General features: G+C 60.1%; 21 protein-coding genes. 11 read left to right on the plus strand and 10 right to left on the minus strand.

The window, feature by feature from the left end; all coding sequences use genetic code 11:
- Position 1: 1 nt before the first annotated feature.
- The 3 genes from cobG to GDN47_RS09920 all read right to left on the minus strand — a co-directional run bounded on the left by cobG (position 2) and on the right by GDN47_RS09920 (position 3,162).
- Positions 2-1,429 carry a precorrin-3B synthase gene (gene cobG / locus GDN47_RS09910; protein ID WP_152093186.1) on the minus strand — a complete coding sequence of 476 codons (1,428 nt, stop codon included), beginning with the start codon at positions 1,427-1,429 and terminating at the stop codon, positions 2-4.
- Positions 1,430-1,486: 57 nt separating this feature from the next.
- Positions 1,487-2,263 (minus strand): precorrin-6A synthase (deacetylating), encoded by a 777-nt coding sequence (gene cobF, locus GDN47_RS09915; protein ID WP_152093187.1) that lies wholly within the window; start codon positions 2,261-2,263, stop codon positions 1,487-1,489.
- A gap of 62 nt (positions 2,264-2,325) precedes the next feature.
- On the minus strand, positions 2,326-3,162 hold the full coding sequence (locus GDN47_RS09920; RefSeq protein ID WP_152093188.1) for an AraC family transcriptional regulator: 837 nt from the start codon (positions 3,160-3,162) through the stop codon (positions 2,326-2,328).
- 119 nt (positions 3,163-3,281) lie between these two features.
- On the opposite strand from GDN47_RS09920, the gene GDN47_RS09925 reads away from it, so the two are divergent.
- The gene (locus GDN47_RS09925) at positions 3,282-4,478 is read left to right on the plus strand and encodes an MFS transporter (RefSeq protein ID WP_152093189.1); all 1,197 of its coding nucleotides are present in this window, start codon (positions 3,282-3,284) and stop codon (positions 4,476-4,478) included.
- Between the two features lie 61 nt (positions 4,479-4,539).
- Here the strand turns inward: GDN47_RS09925 and GDN47_RS09930 are convergent, their stop codons facing one another.
- Together GDN47_RS09930 and alr are read right to left on the minus strand one after the other, a co-directional pair.
- Positions 4,540-5,790: a D-amino acid dehydrogenase gene (locus tag GDN47_RS09930; protein ID WP_152093190.1), complete on the minus strand. Its 1,251-nt coding sequence runs from the start codon at positions 5,788-5,790 to the stop codon at positions 4,540-4,542.
- 31 nt (positions 5,791-5,821) lie between these two features.
- Positions 5,822-6,955 carry an alanine racemase gene (gene alr, locus GDN47_RS09935; protein WP_152093191.1) on the minus strand — a complete coding sequence of 378 codons (1,134 nt, stop codon included), beginning with the start codon at positions 6,953-6,955 and terminating at the stop codon, positions 5,822-5,824.
- 124 nt (positions 6,956-7,079) lie between these two features.
- Here alr and GDN47_RS09940 point away from each other — a divergent pair, with 124 nt between their 5' ends.
- Positions 7,080-7,544, plus strand: coding sequence for an Lrp/AsnC family transcriptional regulator (locus GDN47_RS09940; RefSeq protein WP_152093192.1), 465 nt, complete (start codon positions 7,080-7,082; stop codon positions 7,542-7,544).
- Between the two features lie 30 nt (positions 7,545-7,574).
- On the opposite strand, the gene GDN47_RS09945 is transcribed toward GDN47_RS09940, so the two are convergent.
- Positions 7,575-9,371, minus strand: coding sequence for a PAS domain S-box protein (locus GDN47_RS09945; RefSeq protein WP_152093193.1), 1,797 nt, complete (start codon positions 9,369-9,371; stop codon positions 7,575-7,577).
- Between the two features lie 278 nt (positions 9,372-9,649).
- The gene (locus tag GDN47_RS09950; protein ID WP_152093194.1) at positions 9,650-10,534 is read right to left on the minus strand and encodes a LysR substrate-binding domain-containing protein; all 885 of its coding nucleotides are present in this window, start codon (positions 10,532-10,534) and stop codon (positions 9,650-9,652) included.
- 239 nt (positions 10,535-10,773) lie between these two features.
- On the opposite strand from GDN47_RS09950, the gene GDN47_RS09955 reads away from it, so the two are divergent.
- On the plus strand, positions 10,774-12,093 hold the full coding sequence (locus GDN47_RS09955) for an MFS transporter (RefSeq protein ID WP_152093436.1): 1,320 nt from the start codon (positions 10,774-10,776) through the stop codon (positions 12,091-12,093).
- A 66-nt stretch (positions 12,094-12,159) separates the two neighbouring features.
- Here the strand turns inward: GDN47_RS09955 and ocd are convergent, their stop codons facing one another.
- On the minus strand, positions 12,160-13,209 hold the full coding sequence (gene ocd / locus GDN47_RS09960; RefSeq protein ID WP_152093195.1) for an ornithine cyclodeaminase: 1,050 nt from the start codon (positions 13,207-13,209) through the stop codon (positions 12,160-12,162).
- Positions 13,210-13,352: 143 nt separating this feature from the next.
- Here ocd and GDN47_RS09965 point away from each other — a divergent pair, with 143 nt between their 5' ends.
- Both GDN47_RS09965 and GDN47_RS09970 read left to right on the plus strand, forming a co-directional pair.
- A complete protein-coding gene (locus GDN47_RS09965) occupies positions 13,353-13,790 on the plus strand; it encodes an Lrp/AsnC family transcriptional regulator (RefSeq protein WP_015343394.1) in 438 nt (145 codons plus the stop codon).
- A gap of 136 nt (positions 13,791-13,926) precedes the next feature.
- Complete coding sequence (locus GDN47_RS09970; RefSeq protein ID WP_152093196.1) at positions 13,927-14,274, plus strand: hypothetical protein; 348 nt, start codon at positions 13,927-13,929, stop codon at positions 14,272-14,274.
- Between the two features lie 88 nt (positions 14,275-14,362).
- Here GDN47_RS09970 and hutC read toward each other — a convergent pair whose 3' ends face one another.
- Positions 14,363-15,118, minus strand: coding sequence for a histidine utilization transcriptional repressor HutC (gene hutC, locus GDN47_RS09975; protein WP_069610348.1), 756 nt, complete (start codon positions 15,116-15,118; stop codon positions 14,363-14,365).
- A gap of 193 nt (positions 15,119-15,311) precedes the next feature.
- Here hutC and GDN47_RS09980 point away from each other — a divergent pair, with 193 nt between their 5' ends.
- The 6 genes from GDN47_RS09980 to solA all read left to right on the plus strand — a co-directional run bounded on the left by GDN47_RS09980 (position 15,312) and on the right by solA (position 21,143).
- Positions 15,312-16,151, plus strand: a complete 840-nt coding sequence (locus tag GDN47_RS09980; RefSeq protein WP_113350592.1) for a transporter substrate-binding domain-containing protein — start codon at positions 15,312-15,314, stop codon at positions 16,149-16,151.
- A 100-nt stretch (positions 16,152-16,251) separates the two neighbouring features.
- The gene (locus GDN47_RS09985; protein WP_113329653.1) at positions 16,252-16,977 is read left to right on the plus strand and encodes an ABC transporter permease; all 726 of its coding nucleotides are present in this window, start codon (positions 16,252-16,254) and stop codon (positions 16,975-16,977) included.
- 10 nt (positions 16,978-16,987) lie between these two features.
- Positions 16,988-17,692, plus strand: a complete 705-nt coding sequence (locus tag GDN47_RS09990) for an ABC transporter permease (RefSeq protein ID WP_113329654.1) — start codon at positions 16,988-16,990, stop codon at positions 17,690-17,692.
- Positions 17,693-17,714: 22 nt separating this feature from the next.
- Complete coding sequence (locus tag GDN47_RS09995; RefSeq protein ID WP_113329655.1) at positions 17,715-18,491, plus strand: ABC transporter ATP-binding protein; 777 nt, start codon at positions 17,715-17,717, stop codon at positions 18,489-18,491.
- Positions 18,488-19,993, plus strand: a complete 1,506-nt coding sequence (locus GDN47_RS10000; RefSeq protein WP_113329656.1) for an HAL/PAL/TAL family ammonia-lyase — start codon at positions 18,488-18,490, stop codon at positions 19,991-19,993. Before GDN47_RS09995 ends, GDN47_RS10000 begins: the two co-directional genes overlap by 4 nt.
- A 1-nt stretch (position 19,994) precedes the next feature.
- A complete protein-coding gene (gene solA / locus GDN47_RS10005; RefSeq protein WP_152093197.1) occupies positions 19,995-21,143 on the plus strand; it encodes an N-methyl-L-tryptophan oxidase in 1,149 nt (382 codons plus the stop codon).
- 20 nt (positions 21,144-21,163) lie between these two features.
- Here solA and GDN47_RS10010 read toward each other — a convergent pair whose 3' ends face one another.
- Positions 21,164-21,658, minus strand: coding sequence for a cytochrome b (locus tag GDN47_RS10010; RefSeq protein ID WP_152093198.1), 495 nt, complete (start codon positions 21,656-21,658; stop codon positions 21,164-21,166).
- Positions 21,659-21,820: the final 162 nt, after the last annotated feature.

A 21,820-nucleotide genomic window follows, 5' to 3' on the forward strand; every position in this document is an offset into this window, starting at 1 on the left:
TCTATCCCTGTCGTAAGGCCGTCGCGATTGCGTCCCGGCCGAGCCGTTTAAGACACTGCTGTGCCGATTCGCCAGCAGCTTTGTTGTTTCGCACCAGTTCCCCGAGCGCAGCCAGCGCCGATTTCAGATATTCCTTATGGATGTAAGCCACGGGCTCTGATGATGCTGACCCATTTACGACAATAGCATAGCCCGTTGCAGCACCGACGATGGTCAGCATCGCCGGGAAAGGATGGGCGCAGCCTTTTGCGCAGCCGGATAGATGCACCTTGAGCGAACCATCCAGCAGCTCATGCCCGATTTCGACCAGATCGGCGGCCGCCTTTTTCGTGGCGTAGTGGGCAGAGGCGCATGCGCCGGCACCGGAACAGGGAACGGCATAATTTGCGGGATCATCGGCGCGTGTCTGAAAGCCGCAATCAGCTGCCGCGGCGAGAATACCTTTGATCCGCTCGCGCGGGAGGCCGAGCAGCAACAGGCTGTGTTCGGGGCCGGTCCGTAATTCATGCGCCCCAGTCATCTCTGCATGGTCAAGAAATCGGATGAGGTCTTGAGCGTGGATTTGACCGAAGGCGGGCCGCAATCCGAGTGCGGTCTGTTCGTTATCGAGCGGAATGACACCGACAGGAAGGGCGGATGAGTTAGTTTCTCGTCGTGGGAAGCTGGAAGGGGCAGGAAACTGTAGTCCTAAAGCGGCGATGTCCAGGTCACGGCCGCGGGCGCGAGGGCCGATTGCCGCCAACGCTTTGAGCAATGCCATGACACAGGCTATCGCTTCTTCGCCAGACAAGGCGACAAGCCGTGTGGCCGTCGTCTCGGTTCCCGCAATGGCAAGAGTCCAAAGCTTTCGGCCATCGGCGGCAGTGACAGCCTTCAGCCTGATATCCGCCGAGAGTTCGTCAAGGACGAGCCGGCCGCCGCCGTCAACGATAATGGCGAGCTTTGCAGCGAGCAATGGCTTGGGACGAAGTGCATCGATGGCGCTTCGCAGACGCTCAGAAAGCCCACGTGCATCAGCAATCTCGGACGGATCGACACCGCTGAGCGGCGGGACTTCGATCGTGACGCCGCTCTCTGGCACGATGCCGGCCCGATCGATATCGGCGGCCAGTCCAGGCATGCTTTGCGGCGTCATGCCACGCAGCTGAAAATTGCCGCGCGCAGTGATCTCGATCAGGCCATTGCCGTGTCTCTCGGCTGCTTCCGCCAAGAGACGTAATTGCGCGATAGTCAGCCCCGGAGTCGATGGCCGCAAACGAACAAGAAGGCCGTCGCCGGTCTGCATCGGTGCATTCAGCGAGGGGCAGGCACCGCGAACCATAGAGGGCAGGGGCGATGCAACGCCGTCCTCGGCAGCTCCCCCTTTAGAGAAGCACGCTTGTTCCTCCACTGTCTGCGCGTCGACCGCAACCATAAGACTGCCCTTCATAAGGGACATTTCCTTGCACAAACCGGATCGGCGGGCAAACGATTTGGTACTTGGCGCTTATTCGAGATCGTCGAAGTCCCGACCCTTACGCATAAGATAGATATCCATGATCCATCCATGCCGGGCGCGGGCTTCGGCGCGGGTCGCAAGAATCCGCTCGGAAACCTCAGCCAGCCTGCCCGCGATGATGATTTCATCCTTGGTGCCGAGATAGGCGCCCCAATAGATATGGGCATCGGGATCGTCGATCTTGCTGAAGGCCTGCTCGCCATCGAGCATGACGACGGCCGTTTCGGCAATTCCGGGAAAGCTTTCGGCCAATCGCCGACCGGTGGTGATCTGAACCGGCTTGCCGACGAGGTTGAGGGGGATGCGATGGCTTGCCGTCAGCGCTTGGATGCTGGTGATGCCAGGAATAACGCTATAATCGATAACGACTTTGCCGCGACCGACGACACGCTCGAGAATGCGGAGCGTGCTGTCATAAAGGCCGGGATCGCCCCAGACGAGGAAGGCAGCACTCTGGCTTTCCGTCAGATGTTCCAGAAACAGCCGCTCGTAGGTCGCGGAAATCGCGTCATGCCATTCATCGACGCTCCGCACATATCTGCGGTCCGCCATCTGGCGTGACGGCACGTCGTAATCCACGTAGCGGGTGGCGGGATTGGTGACATAGCGCTGGCAGATATCGCGCCTGACGTCGGCAAGCTCGCTCTTGGCCGCGCCCTTGCTTGGAATGAGGATGACATCGGCTGAGTTCAGCGCATTGATCGCCTGCACGGTCAGATGTTCGGGGTTTCCCGTGCCGATACCGACGATGTGAATATGCCGCATATGCTTTGCCTCGCTCTTCAGCGCTGTTTGCCGGAAGCGCCTGCTCATTTCAAGAGGAGGCTTCAAGCTGATTGCCGCTCAAGGGTCCAGCGGTTGGCCATATAGCTGCGCGGCGAGGTGCCGAGCATGCGGCGGAACATGGTGGTAAACGCCGCCACGCTCTCGTAGCCTGCTTCGAGCGCGATGTTGATGACGGGCTGGCCCTCCGCCAGTTGCGGCAGGCAGGCAAAGACGCTTGCCTGCTGGCGCCAGGTGGTGAAGCTGATGCCGGTTTCCTTGCGGAACTGCCTGGTGAACGTTCGGCGGCTTACCGAAAGCTTTTCGGCCCAATCATCCAGCCTGGCATTAGGCGATGGGTTGGAGAGATAGTCGCGGCAGAGCGCAGTCAATCGGCGGTCGGACGGGAAGGGCAGGCCGAGCGGACGCTCGGGCAACGTTGCGATTTCCTCGACCAGTAGCGACAGAACGAGCTTGGCCTTGCGATGGCTGACCGGCGCCTCCCGCAGCCGGATGGCTTCGAGCAGCAGGCTGCGGGCAAGATCGGTCACTTCGACGACACGCGGCGCTTCACCCTTCGGCGGCTGGCCGCGCGGCGTCACGTAGACGGACTTCATGCTGACGTCGCTCAGGATCTCAATCGAATGCTCCAGCCCGACGGGGATGAATAGGGCATGGCCGGGCGGCACCATCCAGCGGCCGCGCGCCGTCATGATCAGGGCGACGCCGGCGAAGATGCAAAGCAGCTGCGTGCGGCGGTGGTGATGCCAGGGAACCGTGTAGCCCTGCGGCGGCTCGGCGCTATGGACGAGCACGTCGGCTGGCGATTCCTCCATCCAGCGCATGTTTCGCACATGGTCGTCGTCGAGGGTCGCCAGCAACTGTTTCGATAGCTTTTCCATTTTGGCCCAATCGAGAAACTATTGGACCAAAACACGAAAGAAGGACATTCGCAAGCCGTGGTAAAGGCGGATCAAGTCATATCGTCGGCAAGTCTCGCCGGCGCAGGAGGATTCCCCACATGGTTGCGGAAGTGGCGGGTACGCAGGCCCGATATCAAAAGACGACGATGTCGATCGTTATGGCGGTCAGTACCTGTCATCTGCTGAACGATACGATGCAATCGCTGCTGACGTCGCTCTATCCGATGTTCAGAGAGAATTATGCGCTCGATTTCGTGCAGATCGGCTTGTTGACGATGATGTTCCAGATCACCGCCTCGTTGCTGCAGCCGGTGGTCGGTATCGTGACCGACAAATGGCCGATGCCCTATTCGTTGCCCGTGGGCATGGTCAGCACCTTTGCAGGCCTGGTGCTGCTTGGCTATGCCGGCAGTTTCGGCGTGCTCCTGATCGCTGCAAGCCTGATCGGCTTCGGTTCGGCCGTCTTCCATCCGGAGGCTTCGCGCGTTGCACGTCTCGCTTCGGGCGGACGTCACGGGCTGGCGCAGTCGCTGTTTCAGCTCGGTGGTAACGCCGGCTCGGCGATCGGGCCGCTCATTGCCGCGTTCTTCGTCCTCCAGCATGGCCAGAAGAGCGTCGCCTGGCTTTCGGTGCTGGCCGTCATCGGCTTCATCGTTCTGAGCTGGGTCGGCAACTGGTTCATCAACCATCGTCGCCAGCAGTCGGCGCGTTCCGCCCCGAGCCGCACCTTGCCGATCGCGCGCAACAAGGCGATGTGGGCGCTTGCCATCCTCATCCTGCTGACGGCGACGAAGAACGTCTACATGGCGAGCATTTCGAGCTATTTCACCTTCTACGTCATCGACAAGTTCCATCTCGATGTCCGGGATGCGCAGCTGATGCTGTTTCTTTTCCTCGGCTCGGTCGCGGTCGGCACGATCATGGGCGGGCCGGTGGGCGACCGTTTTGGCGCGCGTTTCGTGATCTGGTTCTCGATCCTCGGCGTCATCCCGTTTGCGCTGCTGATGCCCTATGCGAACCTGTTCTGGACCTGCGTCCTGACTGTCGTCATCGGCCTCGTGCTTGCCTCGGCCTTCCCGGCGATCGTGGTCTTTGCGCAGGAGCTGATCCCTGGCCGCGTGGGACTGATCGGCGGCATCTTCTTCGGCTTTGCCTTCGGCGCGGGTGGACTGGGGGCAGCCTGGCTCGGCGATTTCGCCGATGCGCGTGGCATCCCCTTCGTCTATACGCTCTGCTCGTATCTGCCGTTGTTGGGATTATTCACGATCTTCCTGCCACGAATTCCGCGGCATTGATCGAAACCGGCGGGCGATCAGCCCGCCGCTGTTCTTGAGCGCCCGCGTTGAGACCCCTTTGTCAGGCGTAGCGGCTGATCGCGAGGTCGGTCGCGTCGATATCAGGCTTGCGGCCACTGACGAGATCGCTGATGACGCGTGCCGAACCGGAACTCATGGTCCATCCAAGCGTGCCATGACCTGTATTGAGATAAAGCCCCTTGATCCTCGTCGGTCCGATGACCGGCGTGCCATCCGGCGTCATCGGCCGCAGGCCCGACCAGAACGAGGCCTTGGCGACATCGCCGCCGGGGAAGAGATCGGTCACGGAATGCTCAAGTGTCCGGCGTCTCGCAAGGCCGAGATCATTGGTATAGCCGGAGATTTCCGCCATGCCGCCGACGCGGATGCGGTCGCCGAGGCGAGTGATGGCGATCTTGTAGGTTTCGTCCATGACGGTCGATTCCGGTGCGCGCGAGGCATCGGTGATCGGGATCGTCAGCGAATAGCCTTTGACCGGATAGACGGACAGGCTGATGCCGAGCGGTTTCAGCAGCAGCGGTGAATAGCTGCCGAGCGCGACGACGACCGCATCCGCATCCAGGCGCCCACGATCGGTCACCACGCCACGTACTTGGCTGCCCTCGATGGCGAGCCCCTTGATCGTCGTGCCGTACTGGAACCGGACGCCAAGCTCAATCGCTTTTGCAGCAAGCGCATTGGTGAATTTGAAGCAGTCGCCGGTCTCGTCCTTCGGTGTCAGCAGACCACCGACGATCTTGCCGCGGACATGCCGAAGGGCCGGTTCGACGCGAATGCAGCCGTCGGGATCGAGCACCTCATACGGAATGCCGTCGGCCGCAAGAGCCTTGACGTCCTTGGCGGATGCATCGAGCTGCGCTTGCGTGCGGAAGAGCTGGAGCGTGCCCTGCATACGCTCGTCATAGGCAATACCTGTCTCTTCGCGAAGCTCAGCGAGCGAAATGCGGCTGTAATCGGCAAGGCGCAGCATGCGGCTCTTGTTGATCGCGTAACGCTCCGACGTGCAGTTTGACAGCATCTTGATGAGCCATGAGAGCATGGCGCCATCGACCTTCGGGCGCAGGATGAGCGGCGCGTGGTGCATGAACAGCCACTTGATCGCCTTCATGGGAATGCCGGGTGCGGCCCAGGGCGAGCAATAGCCGAAGGAAACCTCGCCGGCATTGGCGAAGCTCGTTTCCAGCGCCGGGCCCTGCTGCCGGTCGATGACCGTAACCTCGTGGCCCGCCTTGGCAAGCTGATAGGCTGACGTCACGCCGATGATGCCGGCACCCAGAACGACGACTTTCATGATGTCCTCAGAGACTTGAGAGATGGGAAGGTCAGCGATATTGACGGTGGAAGCGATGGCCGAGACTGGTCAGGATTTCATAGGAAATCAAGCCGGCGTCGCACGCAAGATCATCCACGGTCTGATGATCTCCCAGAACTTCCACCATGCTGCCGAAAGAGAGAGCGCCTTCGGGCAAGGCGCTGATATCGATTGTCGTGCTGTCCATCGACACGCGGCCGACGATGGGCAGACGCACGCCGTCGTAATAGACGGCGCCGCGATCGCTGAGGCTGCGCGGCAAGCCGTCGGCGTAGCCGGCGGCGATCGTCGCGAGCCGGGTCTTGCCTTTCGTCACATGCACGCCGCCATAGCCGACCCGAGCGCCTTCCAAAACGGTCCGTGTCTGCACCACGGCAACTTCGAGCCGGACAACCGCTTCCATGGGGTTGGCAACGCCACTGGTGGGAGCGCCGCCATAAAGAGCGATGCCTGGCCGTGCCAGTACGCCATGGAAATCTCCGCCAAGAAAGATGCCGCCGGAATTGGCGAACGAAACATCGTATTGCGGAAACTCCGTTGCGACGCGACACATCTCGGCAAGCTGATCACCGTTTTGCCTGCTGTCGGTCTCATCTGCGGAGGCGAGGTGGCTCATGATGAACAGGATATCGACGTCGTCGGATGTCTGCAGATGAGCTGCCACGGCGCTTCTGTCCTCCGGCGGTATGCCGAGCCGCGACATGCCGGTATCGAATTGGAGAACCGCGGGGAGCCTGCGGTGAAGAGAGCGTGACATCTCCGACCACTGCCGCAACTGTTGGAGCGAATTGATCACAGGCACGATGCCGCCATCGGCGCAGGCAGCCTCATTGCCGGGTAAAAGGCCGTTCAGCACAAAAATAGTTGCATCGCCACGGAGTTGCGGACGCAGCCGTAGCGCTTCAATGAAGTGGGCGACGAAAAAGTGGCGGCAACCGCGCTCGTAGAGTGCTTTCGATACCTGATTGGCGCCAAGTCCGTAGGAATCCGCCTTGACGACGGCGGCGGCCCGCGCCGGTGCGACGATAGTGGATAGCTTGTCATAGTTCCGGCATAGCGCGGCCAAATCGATCGTCAGATAGCCACACGCTCCACTATCGATCGCCAATTTTGGCGCCAGAGAATCCACAATACCGCCGTCCATGTCCGCCCTCGTCGTTCAATATAAGATTATTGAAAGGATCGCGAAATTGCTTGCTAAACAGTGATTGATTATTGTTTAAATGCATTGATATTGAAAGGATCTGCGAATTTTTGAAAGAATCCACATGCCCGCTCTCGACGCCATCGACCGCAATATTCTCCGCTTGCTTCGCCTCGATGCCCGAGTCAGCAACGCCAAGCTGGCAGGCGAGGTGGGGCTGTCGCCATCGGCCTGCCTGCGGCGTATCAAATTGATGGAACAGGCGGGCGTGATCAGGGGCTATACGGCCCTGGTGGACACGTCCCAGGCAGAGGCATCGATCGCCGTCATCATCAACATCACGCTCGAGCGGCAAACGGAGGAGCATCTCGATCGTTTCGAGGCGGCGGTACGCAAACATCCCGAGATCAAGGAGTGCTTTTTGATGACGGGCGGCTCCGACTATCTGCTGCGCGTCGAGGTCGCCAATCCCGGCGACTTCGAACGCATCCATAAGGATATTCTGTCGACCATGCCGGGAGTGCTGCGAATCCATTCGAGCTTCTCGATCCGCAATGTGCTCGCGACGCGGCCGAAAGGACTGCGTTGAATCGACCGGGATTGAGCACCGGGTGCGGCGTTACTCTGCCTTGTCGTGCGCTTGATCCCAGCCGATCCCTGCGGCGGCATCCACCTCGCAGATCAAGCCGCTCGGCTCGTAACGGACTTGGACCTTGCCGCTCAATTCCGCCGCCAGCAGGTTTTCGATCAAGCGGGAGCCGAAGCCCTTGCGGGTCGGAGGCTTTACGATTGGCCCTCCCGATTCCTGCCAGCGCAGTTTGAGGTGATCCGTCCTGCCCGTTTCCAGTGACCACGTGATCGCAACACGGCCATCCGCCACCGAAAGCGCACCGTATTTGGCGGCATTCGTCGCAAGCTCATGCAGTGCAAGCGATATGGAAACGACAGCTCTCGGCGCGAGTTTGATTGCCGGTCCGGAAATTTCGAACCTGTCCTTCGGATAGGGGGATAGCGCCTGGGCAATGACGGCGGTCAACTCCGCCTGCTCCCATTGGCCGTGGATCAGCAGATCGTGGGCGCGCGCCATCGAGGAGAGCCGCGCCTCGAATGTCTCGACGGATGCCTTGTCCACATCGTCCCGCCCGAGTGTTTGGCGCGCAATGGCCATCACGGTTGCGAGCACATTCTTGACGCGATGATTGAGCTCGCCCACCAGCACGGTCTGCAGGCGCTCGGCCTCCTTCTTGGCGCTGATGTCATGGGCGATCTTCGATGCACCTATGATACGGCCATAGGCGTCATAGATCGGGGAAACGCTGAGCAGCACATCGACCAGTTCGCCATTCTTGCAGCGCCGCTTGGTCTCGTAGGGTTCGACCTTCTGGCCAGCGCGGATCTGCGCAAGGATCGCCGGCTCCTCTTCACTGCGATCGTCCGGAACGAGCATCATGACCGAGCGTCCGATGGCCTCTTCCGCCGAATGGCCATAAAGCCGTTCGGCACCGGTGTTCCAGCTGGTGATCACCATGTTGAGATCGGTGCTGAGGATGGCATCATCCGACGAGGCTATGATGGCCGCGAGACGCTGTTCCACCTGCTGGACTCGTTTGCGTTCGGTGATATCCGTGACGACGCTGGCAACCCGCCGGATGTGCCCTGAATCGTCCCGCAAGCCGGAAACCGAATTTGCGACCCAGACGAGGCTGCCATCCTTGCGGATATAGCGTTTTTCGATCTCGAAGCTCTCGCCGGTCGCCATCATCGTTTCGAACATGCGGGTGTTCTCGCGCAGATCGTCCGGATAGGTAATGTCATGCATCCGCATGCCGAGTAGCTCGCTCTCGGCATAGCCGACGATCTCGCAGAAGCGCCCGTTCACCTGAACAAAGCGGCCATCGAGCTCGCATTGGGCTATTCCCGTCGCGGATTGGGAAATGACGGCACGGATTCGCTCCTCGCTTTCGCGCAACGCCTGCTCGGACCGGACACGTTCCGTCGTCTCGCTGACGATGCAGAAGACGCCCACCGTCTTGCCGTCCGCATCGCGAACAGGCGAATAGGAAATATCGAAGTAAACCGTTTCGGGATAGCCGTAGCGCTCGATGTAGAACGGTCGGTCTTTGGCGGAGACCGTCTTGCCATCGCGAAGAACGGATTGCAGAAGCGGTTCGAGATCGTTCCAGAGCTCGGCCCAGCTTTCGCGCGCGGGACGGCCAAGGGCCTGAGGATGCTTGTCGCCTATCGTCGGCGCATAAGCGTCATTATAAAGCGCAATAAAGTCGTCGCCCCAGAATATGACGATCTGGGCTTGCGCGGAGAGCATGATATCGACGGCAGCGGTAAGGCATGGGGGCCATGCCGATTTCGGGCCAAGACTGGTCGCTTCCCAGTCGAAGCCAGAGATAAGCGCTGCCATCTCGTTGGTGTGACTTGCCTGTTCGGGGACGATATTCAGGATGCATCCTCTCTTGAGCGATCGCAACCGACAAGGATTGCCCCGTTCCGCTCATGCTTGCGAAAATTCATAACATATTCTTCGTCGCGAAGTGCAGAGAGAAAACCCGCTGATTTCAATGTATCTTAAGTGACATAAGCGAATTTTCGCGCCGAATGTTTCGGGCCGCTCAAAGCGGACCCGGGCGACAGACCTTTATCCTAGGCGAGCTTCCATTTGACGCCAGTTTGAGGGAGTTGTCAGGTGTCCGGCCTTGCATGCATTTCGGCCGTCAGCCATCTCTCGAGCGCCAGCGCATCCGGCCTTCCGGCAATGTGCGGCGCGATCCAAAGCACCATGCGGCGCGGGCCGGGCAGAAAGCCGAAAGGTGCCACCAGCCGCCCGGAAGCAAGCTGATCGAGCACGAGCATTTGCGGCACGACCGCCATACCGAGGCCGCATGCGGCGGCCTGGATCAGCAGATAGAAATGATCGAAGGCCGCCTGTGGTGTCAGACGCAGATCCGCCTGTCCGGCTATGGCCTGCCAGTCGCTCCAGGCTTGCGGTCGTGTCTGCGTGGAGAGGATCGCTGCATGTTCCATATCATCGGGACGCGAAATGCCGGAGCGGTTCAGATATTCCGGCGAACAGACAGGACCGATGGCCTCGCCGCCGAGCTCCCGGATGATCGCATCCTTCGGCGGATCGATGACACTGGAGCGGATGGCGAGGCTGATCTTATCTCGGACGAAGTCGATCTGATCGTAATTCATGTTGAACTGAAGGGCGATATGCGGGTGGCGCTCGTGAAACTGGCCGATGCGCGGAATGATCCAGCCCATCATGATCGAGGAAGAGCAGGAGAGCGTCAGCGGGCTTGGGCGGACGCGCTCGACGCTTGCCTGCATCAGGCCGAAAGCACTTGCCAGCCCTTCAGCAAGTCGCGAGCCTTCCGGCGTCGGCTCTGTCGAATGGGCGCGGCGGGTCACGAGGATGACGCCGAGCGTCTCCTCTAGCCCGCGAATGTGCCGGCTGATCGCGCCATGCGTAACGCAGAGCTCGTCGGCGGCAAGCGTCATCGACCTGTGCCGCGCGGTTGCTTCGAATGCCTTCAGCGCATTCAAGGATGGAAGAGGGCCGCTCATTTTTTAAATTCCGCTATCTCGTGATGTGATTTTTCCTCACATGATGGGGAGATTAAATCGTTTGCTTGCGGCTTGTCCATCCCGCTAGAGATCAAGGTCATTCGAAGGCGCATGCGGCCGAAGGCAGGGACTGGAGGGGAAGTCGGAGTTTCCGCTCTGTCAGCGACGCAAGCGGATCGCTGCGTTGTCAAGATTTCAGCACGGGGGAGGGATTTTCATTGCAGCCCGCAAATCAGGAAATGTCACAGGTCGAGCGTTCGGCCATATCAAAGGTTTCGAAGCGGCTGGTGCCGTTCATCGCCTTGATGTTCTTCATTAACTTTCTTGACCGCACGGCGATTTCCTTCGCCGGGCCGAACGGCATGACGACGGATCTGGCGCTGACGGCGGCCCAGTTCGGTTTTGCCGCCGGCATCTTCTTTTTCGGTTACATCGTTCTCGAAATTCCGAGCAATCTCGCGCTTCACAAATACGGCGCGCGGCGCTGGCTTGCCCGCATCATGGTAAGCTGGGGCATTGTGGCGCTCTTGTTCACCTGGGTATCGAGCGCGACGGAGCTCTATGTGCTGCGCTTCCTGCTGGGCGTTGCCGAAGCCGGCTTCTTCCCGGGGGCGATCCTGTTCTTGAGCATGTGGGTGCCGGCCAAGCATCGCAGCAAGATCCTGGCACTGTTCTACCTTGCCCAGCCGCTGACAACAGTCGTCGGAGCGCCCTTTGCGGCCACGCTGATCCAGATGCATGGCCTCTTCGGCCTCGAAGGCTGGCGTGTCATGTTCTTCGGCGTTGCCATTCCGGCTGTCATCGTCGGCATCATCACCTGGTTCTACCTCGCTGATCGCCCCGATGATGCGAAATGGCTGACCCAGGCGGAGAAGGATTGGCTGAACCGGGCGCTTGCCGGCGAGGAAAAGGCAAAGGCGGCGGCGCATGGCAAGATGACCGGCCTCGCCTTGACGGACGGCCGCGTCTGGCTGCTGTCGGTCATCTATTTCGGCCTGATCTACGGCCTCTATGCGCTGGCCTTCTTCCTGCCGACGATCATTGCCGGCTTCGAAACGAAATTTGGCACCAAGTTCGATGTCTTCGACAAGGGCTTGATCACGGCCGTTCCCTATCTGCCGGCAGCCGTTACCCTCTTCTTCTGGAGTCGCGATGCGTCCAGACGTGGTGTGCGGCCGTGGCACATCGGCATTCCGGCCCTGGTAGGCGCTTTCAGCATTCCGGCCGCGCTTTATATGGGCTCGCCTGAAGCGACGATTGTGATGATCACACTGACGGCTTGCGCGATCTTTTCCGCCCTGCCGAATTTCTGGGCCATTCCGTCGCGCTTCCTGACCGGGCCGGCGGCCGCAGCGGGCATCGCCCTGATCAATACGATCGGCAATATCGCAGGCTTTGCCGCACCCTATGTGACCGGTCTCGTCAAGGATGCGACCGGCCTCTATGAGCTGCCGATGTTCATCGTAGGTGCACTGATGCTGTTGTCGGCCCTGCTGGCCTTCTCTTTGAATGGGCGGGTCCGCGAGCCGGAACTGGTTGCTTACGGCAGCAAAGGCTGAATTCGCCTAGCCTGAAGGACGGGTGGGTTTGATGGCGGCCGTGGAAATGGCCGCCATTATCTTTCTTCAGGCTGCCCTGAGCAGCATGCCGAAGAGATCGCGCGGATCATCCGGATCGGCGATGATGTCGAGCTTCTGGAAATAGTCCGTACCCACCAGCTTCTCGCGAACGTAGCGCAGGGCGGAGAAATCTTCGATCGCGAAGCCGACGCTGTCGAACAGCGTGATCTGCCGGTCGCTGCTGCGGCCGGGTGCCCGGCCGCTCACGACCTGCCAGAGTTCGGTGACCGGATAATCCGGATCCATCTGCTGGATTTCGCCTTCGATGCGGGTCTGCGGCGGATATTCGACGAAAGTGTCGGAGCGCAGCAGGATATCGCGGTGAAGCTCAGTCTTGCCGGGGCAATCACCGCCGATGGCGTTGATGTGCACGCCGGCACCGACCATATTGTCCGTCAGAATGGTCGCGAATTGCTTGTCGGCCGTACAGGTCGTGATGATGTCGGCACCTTCGATCGCCGCCTGTGCCGAGGTGCAGGGCACGAGCTTCAAGCCGATCTTTGCGAGATTGCGGACGGTCTTTTCCGTTGCTCTGGGATCAATGTCGTAAAGGCGGACTTCCTCGATGCCGAGGACGGCCTTCATCGCCAGCGCCTGGAATTCGGCCTGTGCGCCATTGCCGATCAAGGTGAGGCGGCGCGAATTGGCAGGTGCCAGATGTTTAGCCGCCATCGCCGAGGTTGCCGCAGTGCGCAGCGCCGTCAGCAGCGTCATTTCCGTTAGCAGCACGGGATAACCGGTCGAAACTTCCGCAAGCAAGCCGAAGGCGGTCACCGTCTGCAGGCCCTGAGCCATGTTCTTTGGATGGCCGTTTACATATTTGAAGCTGTAGACGGCGCCATCCGAGGTCGGCATCAGCTCGATGACGCCGTCATGCGAATGGGAAGCGACGCGGGGCGTCTTGTCGAAGAGGTCCCAGCGGCGGAAATCCGCTTCGATGGCGTCGGTGAGTTCGATGAGCACGGTTTCGATGCCGATGTGATGGACGAGCCGCATCATGTTCTCGACGCTGACGAAGGGAATGAAAGCTCTTTCCGATGGGAGCGGTGCGGACATTCTCGTATCCTCGATGGAAATCATTTCCCATAGGGTATCAAGCGGATCGATTGACTGAAATCGCAAAACTGTGCCAGTTTTGGTATGGGTTTGCACAAATTGCCCATAATTTTTGACGGATTGAACAAGATCAGGATCGTGCGATGACGCTCGCCAAATATATTCCCGATGATCTCGACCGGCGTATCATCGCTCATCTGCGCGCTGACGGGCGGGCTTCGCTCTCCAAACTGTCCGATGTTTTGGGCGTCGCGCGTGGTACGGTGCAGAACCGGCTGGATCGACTGATAGAGACCGGCACGCTGCTTGGCTTCACCGTAAGGGTTCGGGAAGATTATGAGGAGCAGACCGTGCATGCCGTCATGATGATCGAAGTCGTCGGGAAATCGACGACGCAGGTCATCCGTAAACTGCGCGGCCTTCCCGAAATATATTCGCTGCATACGACGAATGGCAATTGGGATCTGGTCGCCAATATCCGAGCGACCAGCCTGTCGGACTTTGATCGGGTCTTGCGCGAAGTGCGGATGATCGATGGCGTTGCGAACAGCGAGACAAGCCTTTTGCTGAGCAGCCTGTGAGAGGCATCGTTGGCGGATGTGGCCGATGCGAAGCCGGATACAGCCAGCCATCATGGATTCTCGCACTGCCGAACGGAAGCGCAGACAGGCCGTGCCCGCAGCTTGAAAACTCGCGGCTTGTTGTTATGATTTTCGTATGGAACTTGCTCTGCTTGCCCACGCCCTTGCCTGGATCGTGCTCGGTCTGATCGCCGTGACGACGGTCGTTCCGGTCGGGACGAAGTATCCGTTCATGGCGATGGCGAGTATCGACAGCGTCATCCCGTTCGGCCTTCTGGGGTTTCTGTTTGTCATGGCTTACCCGGAAGACCGCCGCATCATTGCTCTTGTGTGCATATTGGTTGCAGCTGCAAGCGAGTCGCTCGCGCTCATCCTGCCGCAGAAGTGCCTCAGGATCGAGCGCGCGATCTTGAAAGTGCTTGCCACGGTTTCGGGCCTGCTTTTGGGCGCATTATTTATGGAGTACATGCTGCAGGTATCGTAATTTGCCGACAGCACCCAGCCCATTCGACCCCTCCTGCATCCTTTGCGCTTTCCCAAAGCGAACGAATGCTCATATCTTCCATATACAACTAACGATCAGACGGTTTGCCGCTTTGGCTCTCCAGCCGATAGCGGTGTCCCGGATAAACCAGCCGCGCTGTGGAGACAATGCCGCGCGCCGACCATGTGCGCCTCCAGATCGTCAGGCAGGGTTCGGTCTTCAGGATCGTCAGCAGCTTGCATTCCCAGGCTTGCGGCATGACGGCTTCGACGACATGTTCCGATCCGCTGAGCGGGGCAACGGCCGAGAGATAGGCGTTCGGCGTCATGTCGGTAAAATCCTGCTGCAGATAGTCGGGTGCGGCGTCCGGATGGACATGCCGGTCCTCGATCTGCACGGGCACGCCGTTCTCGCTATGCACGATCAGCGAATGGAAAACCGGCGATCCGATGTCGAGTTCCAACGCGTCGGCAATGTCGGGCGATGCGGCTTCCCGGGCGAGAACGACTACGCTTGCCTGATGGGAATGGCCGCGTTCGGCGATCTCCTCGGCGATGTTGCGGACCTCGAACAGGGCGGAGGCGCCCTTGCGCTCGGCGACGAAGGAGCCGACGCCCTGGATGCGAACGAGCTCGCCTTCATTGGCCAGTTCCCGCAGCGCACGATTGGCCGTCATTTTGCTGACGCCAAGTTCGACCACCAATTCGTTTTCGGAGGGAACGCGATATTTGGGCGGCCACTCGCCACTATGAATGCGGTCGAGTATCATCTGCTTGACGCCGGCATAGAGGGGCGCGGCGTCATTTTCCGCCAGTTCGCGTTTCATCTCGCCGGAACGTTTCATTGCCTATTCCCTTTGCACAGAGTGAATCTGCCTCGAAAACAACTTTCCCACTTGCATATCATAAATTATCACATATGGTACCCTATACAACCTCGCAATCAATCCTAAAAATTAATTGGGAAAGCGGGCAAGCCGGCGAAGATCGGTAGGAAATGCTGCAAGGCTTATTTCAACCTCAGAGGAGCTCTACACGATGAGATTCAGTGCAATTCTCTTGTCAGGCGTCGTGGCTGCCGCCGCTTTTGCCGCGCCGGCCTTCGCCAAGGACTGGAAGACGGCAACGATTACCTTGGAAGGTGCCTACGCGCCGTGGAACATGACGAACGCCGACGGTACGCTCGGCGGCTTCGAGCCGGAGCTTGCCAAGGTTCTGTGCGAACGCGCCAAGATCGATTGCAAGCTCGTCGCTTCCGACTGGGATGGCATGATCCCGGCGCTGAACGCCGGCAAGTTCGACGTCATCATGGATGCTCTGTCGATCACCGACGAGCGCAAGCAGGTCATCGGCTTCACCATTCCTTATGCTGCAACGCCTGCCGCTTTTGCGACCGCCAAGGACAGCCCGCTTGCCAATGCTGCCGGCACCGGCACCACGATCAAGATGACCCCCGGCCAGACCGGCGTTAAGGAAATCGACGTGTTGAAGGAAGCCTTCAAGGGCAAGACCATCGGCATCCAGGCCGCAACCGTCTATGCCAAGTTCGTCTATGACAATTTCGGCTCGATCGCCACGATCCGCGAATACAAGACCGGCGCCGACCGCGATCTCGACCTGCAGAACGGCCGCATCGATCTCGGCTTCGACGATGCCGTCTACTTCGCGAACGCTTTTGCCAGCGCGAATGATTCGCTCGCCTTCACCGGCCCGGAAATCGCCGGTTCCATCTGGGGCGAAGGCGAAGGCCTTGGCATCCGCAAGGCGGATACCGACCTGCGCGACAAGTTCAATGAGGCGATCAAGTCCGCGCTTGCCGACGGTACCATCAAGACCCTGTCGATGAAGTGGTTCAAGGTCGACGTCAGCCCGAATTGATGAGTACGTCTTTGGGCCGTTATCATCGGTCTCCGGCTTTGCGGCCGGAGACCCTATGGTATCCTGACGCCTGAAACTGCCACGGACAGGGATTGGATCTATGGCAAGCTTGCAATTGCTGGGCTTCGGCTCGAACGGGTGGGGCGCGCTGCTGCTTGTTGCCGCCTTGATGACGCTGGCCGTGACGGCGACCGCCTTGGCCATCGGCGCCGTCCTCGGCGCGGCCATTGCCTTCGCGAAGCTCTCGGGAAGCATGGTGTTGAAGACGCTCGGCAATATCTACACTACCGTTTTCCGCGGTGTGCCCGAACTTCTGATTATCTATCTGATCTATTTCGGCGGGTCGTCGGCGGTAACCTCCATCGGCAAATGGCTTGGCTATGAAGGCTTTCTCGGCCTGCCATCCTTTGCCGCCGGTGCTCTCGCTGTCGGCATCATTTCCGGCGCTTATCAGGCAGAGGTTTTCCGTGGAGCCTATCTCGCCATTTCCAAGGGCGAGCTTGAGGCGGCGTCCGCGATCGGCATGCATCGCGGTTTGCGCCTGCGCCGGATCATCATTCCGCAGGTCTTCCGCTTCGCCATTCCCGGGCTCGGCAATGTCTGGCAGCTCAGCCTCAAGGATTCCGCTTTGATCTCGGTCACCGGCCTTGCGGAATTGATGCGCACCAGTCAGGTGGCTGCCGGTTCCACCCGCCAGTATTTCCTCTTCTTCATAGCCGGCGGCATTCTCTATTTGGTCCTGACCAGCCTATCGGATCGCATCTTCAACAAGGCCGAACGACGCGCCAATCGCAGCATGCCGGCTGCGACGATCGGCCAGGCTTGAGGAGGACGGTATGGATTTCGATTTCCTTTCGAGCACGATGGTCACACTGCTGAAGGCAGTGCCAATGACGCTGCTGCTGTTCTTCCTGTCGATCTTCTTTGGCGGCATTCTGGCGCTTGTCATCGTCGCCATGCGCGTCAGCGGCAATCCGATTCTCTCCGGTTTTGCCAAGGGCTATATTTTCGTGTTCCGCGGCTCGCCGCTGCTGATCCAGATGTTCCTGGTCTTCTACGGCTTGGCGCAATTCTCGATCATCCGCTACTCCTTCCTCTGGCCCTTCCTGCGCGAGCCGGTCGTCTGCGCGATCCTGTCGCTGGCGCTTTGCACCGCCGGCTATTCGGCCGAGATCTTTCGCGGCGGCATCCGTGCCGTTTCGCCGAAGGAGATCGAAGCGGCGCGTTCGATCGGCATGTCCGGCTTCCTGCTGGTGCGTCGCATCATCGCGCCGATCGCCTTCCGGCATGCGCTCCCGGCCTATTCAACCGAAATCGTGCTGATGATGAAGTCGACCGCGCTCGCGAGCCTCGTCACGGTCTGGGAGGTCACGGGCGTTGCGCAGCGGCTGATCTCGCAAACCTACCGCACGATGGAGGTCTTCATCTGCGCGGCGATCATCTACCTCGTGCTGAATTTCATCATTCTGCAGGCCATGGCCCTGCTGGAATATTCTCTGTCCCGCCATCGCCGTGCGATCCCGCCGGCGCTGAAGGCTTAAAGCTTACTGGAGCAGGCAAATCATGCCAGGTGTCACCCGACTTTCCGTCCGCAACATCCGCAAGAGCTTCGGTACTCACGAGGTCTTGCGCGGCATTTCCCTCGATGCACAGGATGGCGATGTGATTTCGCTGCTGGGCGCTTCCGGCTCGGGCAAATCGACCTTCCTTCGCTGCATCAACCTCCTCGAAATCGCCACGGATGGCGAGATCTGGGTGGATGGCGAGCAGATCCGCATGGTCCACAAGAATGGCAAGAGCTATCCGGCGAGCCATAAGCAGGTGGATCATATCCGCTCCGAACTCGGCATGGTCTTCCAGAGCTTCAATCTCTGGTCCCATATGACGATCCTGCAGAATGTGATCGAAGGTCCGGTTCATGTCCTGAAGCGTCCCCGCGCAGAATGCATCGCCGAGGCGGAAGTGCTGCTGGAAAAGGTCGGTATTGCCGACAAGCGCCATGCCTATCCCGCGCATCTCTCCGGCGGGCAGCAGCAGCGTGCGGCGATTGCCCGCGCGCTTGCCATGAAGCCGAAGCTCATGCTGTTCGACGAGCCGACTTCGGCGCTCGATCCCGAGCTTGTCGGCGAAGTGCTGCGCGTCATGCGCTCGCTTGCCGAAGAAGGCACGACGATGCTGGTCGTCACCCACGAGATGAGCTTTGCCCGCAACGTCTCCAACCGCGTCGTCTTCATGAAGGAAGGCCTCGTCGAAAGCACCGGCACGCCGGACGAGATGTTCGGCAGCGGCGCCTCGCCGGCCTTCCGTCAATTCATCGGCCATTTCGGAAATGGGCAATGACCGTCATCGTCGATAAGTCGCTATCCTGGCGCGACGTCGCTCGTGTTGGCGGCGGCGAGCCGCTGACCCTGTCCGACAAAGCCTGGAAGCGCGTTGAGCAGGCAAGCCGCATCGTCGAGCGTATCGTCGAAACGGGCGTGCGCGCCTATGGCGTCAACACCGGCGTCGGCGCGCTCTCCGATACGGTGGTCGATCGCGATTCCCAGAGCCGGCTCTCGCGCAACATCATCTTGAGCCATGCCTGCGGTGTCGGTCCGCTTCTGCCGGCGCGCGAGGTGCGCTCGATCATTGCGGCGCAGATCGCCAATTTCGCCCATGGCTATTCCGGTGTGCGGCCCGAGATCGTCACGCATCTGGCTGCGTTTCTCGGATATGACTGCATTCCGGAAGTCCCGTCCAAAGGCTCTGCCGGCTATCTCACACACAATGCCCACATCGCTCTCGTTCTGATCGGCGAGGGCAGAGCTGTCGTGAAGGGCAAGCTGATGAGTGGTGCAGAGGCGCTCGCAGCGATCGGTCTGCCTCCCCTGGTACTGGGTGCCAAGGAGGGTTTGAGCCTCGTCAACGGCACGGCATGCGCCACGGGATTGTCGGCGCTTGCAGTCTCGCGTGCCGAACGCCTGCTCGATTGGGCCGATGCCATCGCCGCGCTGACCTTGGAAGCCGTAGGCTGCCAGATGGCAGCTTTCGAGGGAAATGTGCTTGCGCTGCGTCCATCGGCCGGGATCGCCAAGGTCGGGCGCAGGCTTCGCAGCCGCTTGAATGGCAGTGGCCTTGTCGCTGCTGCCCTTGGGCGGCGGACGCAGGATGCTCTGAGTCTGAGATCGGTACCTCATGCCCATGGCGCAGCCTGGGATGTCTTCGAGCAGACGGCGCGCATTGTCGATCAGGAACTGGCTTCGGTCACCGATAATCCGGCCGTTTCGGGTACGCCGGAGGAGCCGATCGTCTCGTCCGAAGCCCATGCCGTTGCCCCCGCCCTCGGCCAGGCGGCTGATAGTCTGGCGATCGCGATCGCCCAAATTGCCGCGATGAGCGAGCGGCGGACGGATCGTCTCGTCAATCCCCTGGTCAGCGGCCTGCCGCCGTTCCTTGCGGGCGACGCCGGCAGCCATTCCGGCTTCATGATCGCGCAATACACGGCTGCCGCGCTGAGCAACGACAACCGGCGTCTCGCCGCGCCCGCATCGCTTGACGGCGGACTGACCTCCGGCCTGCAGGAGGATTTTCTGGCCCATCCGACAGCGGCGGCCAACAAGCTGCTCGCGATCCTCGATAACGCGGAATACATCCTGGCGATCGAACTGATGGCGGCGGCCCAGGCGCATGATTTTCTTACCTCGCACGGGACGCGGGCGCCGGGAACCGAGCGTATCTACGCGGCCGCCCGTTCTTGCGTGCCCATCTATGGCGATGACCGTCCGCTGAATGCGGATATGGAAGCCTTGCGGGCCATGATCGCCAAGATCGCGCCACCTGCGGAAGATGAAACTGGAGCATGAAATGACTGCGGAATTCGACATTGCCGTCATTGGCCTCGGCGCAATGGGAAGTGCAGCCTTGTCTTTCGCCGCAGCGCGCGGTGCAAAGGCGATCGGGATCGAGGCACATTTTCCCGCCCATGCGCTCAGCTCCTCGCATGGCGACAGCCGCCTGATCCGCCTCGGCTACTTCGAAGATCCGTCCTATGTTCCGCTGCTGAAGCGTGCCTATCAAAACTGGCGCGCGCTGGAGGCGCGGCTGCGGGCCGAAATCCTGACCGTCACGGGTGTCCTGCAGATTGGCACGCCCGACAGCAAGATCGTCAGCGGCACGCGCGCCTCCTGTGACATGCATGGGTTGCCGTACGAAGTACTCGACCGTGACGCCATGAACCGTCGTTTTCCGGCTTTCGGGCTGGAAGAAGGAGAGATCGGCCTGCTCGACCCACAAGGCGGCTATGTCAGGCCTGAAGCGGCGATCATGGGCTATCTGAAGCTTGCCGCAGAAGATGGTGCCGTTTTGCATTTCGGCGAGCGCGTTGTCGTGATCGAGCCCGACGATACGGGCGTGACGGTCGTTTCCTCGACGGGACGATATCGCGCCCGCAAGGTGATCGTTGCAACAGGTGCATGGATTGCCGAACTCGTGCCGCAGCTGAAGGCGCACGCACAGCCGATCCGCCAGGTGGTGGCCTGGTATCAGCCGAGGGACGGCTTTGTTGCAGAGCCGCAGCGCATGCCATGCTTTCTGCGCGATGAGGGCGCGGAAGGCTCCTATTTCGGCTTCCCGGCGATCGGTATCGATGGCGTGAAAATCGGCCGCCATGCGCATTTCCGCGAGCTGATCGATCCCGCCCTGCCCAACCCGCCGGTCAATGACACCGATACCGATCTGCTCGACAGCTTCGCCCGCAAGCGCTTGCCGAATGCCGCGTCATATCGCGTGCGGGCGACGACCTGCCGCTATACGATGCTGCCGAGCGAAGATTTTCTCATCGATAAAGTGCCTGGACAGCCGAATGTGGTGGTCTCGTCAGCCTGTTCCGGCCACGGCTTCAAGTTTACGAGCGTGGTCGGCGAGATTCTCGCCGATCTGGCGCTCCAAGGCGGCAGCGCGCTGGCGACTGCTCTGTTCTCCTTCGAAAAGCACTTTGGCGGCCAACCCGCTTAGCCGCCAATTTCGCAGATGACCTAGCCGATCGTCATGCGTCGCAGGACATCCGATTTGAAATAGAAGTGTTGAACAAACGCTCCGAATATGTGCAGTACGACAGCGATCCAAAGCAGCGTCTTGATCGGCCCACCATGGACGAAGGCGGCTGTATCGATACCGAAATAGTAGGCTGCCATTCCCGATAGGGGCATTGCGAAGATCAGTGCATAAAGCAGGAAATGCGTGATGTTTGCGATGTAATGCAGAAATGCGGGCTGATTGTCGGGCAATGCTGGGACATCGGACACCAATCTCAGGCAAAGGCGCACGATAGCCAGCAGCAGGATCGCGATACCGGCATAGGCATGGATGTTGGCACTGGCGACATCGGCCGGTGTTGGCACCTGGCCATGCCGCACAAGACGCCGCCACGCGTTCATGCCATCGGGAAACAGGAGATTGAAAAAGATGAGAATGGCCATGAGCCAATGAAGAATGCGTTGCGGAGTAGAGTAGGTCGATCTGGCAGGCATCGGGTCTCCTTAAATTGGAATTGTTCTAAAGGTAGAACATGATTCTAACGAGAACCTGAATGCGAGCCTTCCAGCGTACTTCGTTCGGCATCCTCATATCCTGGCGCATACCTGGCGGTATCCTGAGGGCGCCAGCCTTCGCGTCCGGCTAGGGAGGTGCCC

Source organism: Martinezella dioscoreae, from assembly GCF_009176305.1.
Lineage (GTDB): Bacteria > Pseudomonadota > Alphaproteobacteria > Rhizobiales > Rhizobiaceae > Rhizobium > Rhizobium dioscoreae.

What these genes read in the sequence shown, in the direction of transcription:
- cobG (WP_152093186.1), bottom strand. Translation starts at nt 1,429, where the DNA reads ATGAAGGGCAGTCTTATGGTTGCGGTCGACGCGCAGACAGTGGAGGAA.
- cobF (WP_152093187.1), bottom strand. Translation starts at nt 2,263, where the DNA reads ATGCGGCATATTCACATCGTCGGTATCGGCACGGGAAACCCCGAACAT.
- GDN47_RS09920 (WP_152093188.1), bottom strand. Translation starts at nt 3,162, where the DNA reads ATGGAAAAGCTATCGAAACAGTTGCTGGCGACCCTCGACGACGACCAT.
- GDN47_RS09925 (WP_152093189.1), top strand. Translation starts at nt 3,282, where the DNA reads ATGGTTGCGGAAGTGGCGGGTACGCAGGCCCGATATCAAAAGACGACG.
- GDN47_RS09930 (WP_152093190.1), bottom strand. Translation starts at nt 5,790, where the DNA reads ATGAAAGTCGTCGTTCTGGGTGCCGGCATCATCGGCGTGACGTCAGCC.
- alr (WP_152093191.1), bottom strand. Translation starts at nt 6,955, where the DNA reads ATGGACGGCGGTATTGTGGATTCTCTGGCGCCAAAATTGGCGATCGAT.
- GDN47_RS09940 (WP_152093192.1), top strand. Translation starts at nt 7,080, where the DNA reads ATGCCCGCTCTCGACGCCATCGACCGCAATATTCTCCGCTTGCTTCGC.
- GDN47_RS09945 (WP_152093193.1), bottom strand. Translation starts at nt 9,371, where the DNA reads ATGGCAGCGCTTATCTCTGGCTTCGACTGGGAAGCGACCAGTCTTGGC.
- GDN47_RS09950 (WP_152093194.1), bottom strand. Translation starts at nt 10,534, where the DNA reads ATGAGCGGCCCTCTTCCATCCTTGAATGCGCTGAAGGCATTCGAAGCA.
- GDN47_RS09955 (WP_152093436.1), top strand. Translation starts at nt 10,774, where the DNA reads ATGTCACAGGTCGAGCGTTCGGCCATATCAAAGGTTTCGAAGCGGCTG.
- ocd (WP_152093195.1), bottom strand. Translation starts at nt 13,209, where the DNA reads ATGTCCGCACCGCTCCCATCGGAAAGAGCTTTCATTCCCTTCGTCAGC.
- GDN47_RS09965 (WP_015343394.1), top strand. Translation starts at nt 13,353, where the DNA reads ATGACGCTCGCCAAATATATTCCCGATGATCTCGACCGGCGTATCATC.
- GDN47_RS09970 (WP_152093196.1), top strand. Translation starts at nt 13,927, where the DNA reads ATGGAACTTGCTCTGCTTGCCCACGCCCTTGCCTGGATCGTGCTCGGT.
- hutC (WP_069610348.1), bottom strand. Translation starts at nt 15,118, where the DNA reads ATGAAACGTTCCGGCGAGATGAAACGCGAACTGGCGGAAAATGACGCC.
- GDN47_RS09980 (WP_113350592.1), top strand. Translation starts at nt 15,312, where the DNA reads ATGAGATTCAGTGCAATTCTCTTGTCAGGCGTCGTGGCTGCCGCCGCT.
- GDN47_RS09985 (WP_113329653.1), top strand. Translation starts at nt 16,252, where the DNA reads ATGGCAAGCTTGCAATTGCTGGGCTTCGGCTCGAACGGGTGGGGCGCG.
- GDN47_RS09990 (WP_113329654.1), top strand. Translation starts at nt 16,988, where the DNA reads ATGGATTTCGATTTCCTTTCGAGCACGATGGTCACACTGCTGAAGGCA.
- GDN47_RS09995 (WP_113329655.1), top strand. Translation starts at nt 17,715, where the DNA reads ATGCCAGGTGTCACCCGACTTTCCGTCCGCAACATCCGCAAGAGCTTC.
- GDN47_RS10000 (WP_113329656.1), top strand. Translation starts at nt 18,488, where the DNA reads ATGACCGTCATCGTCGATAAGTCGCTATCCTGGCGCGACGTCGCTCGT.
- solA (WP_152093197.1), top strand. Translation starts at nt 19,995, where the DNA reads ATGACTGCGGAATTCGACATTGCCGTCATTGGCCTCGGCGCAATGGGA.
- GDN47_RS10010 (WP_152093198.1), bottom strand. Translation starts at nt 21,658, where the DNA reads ATGCCTGCCAGATCGACCTACTCTACTCCGCAACGCATTCTTCATTGG.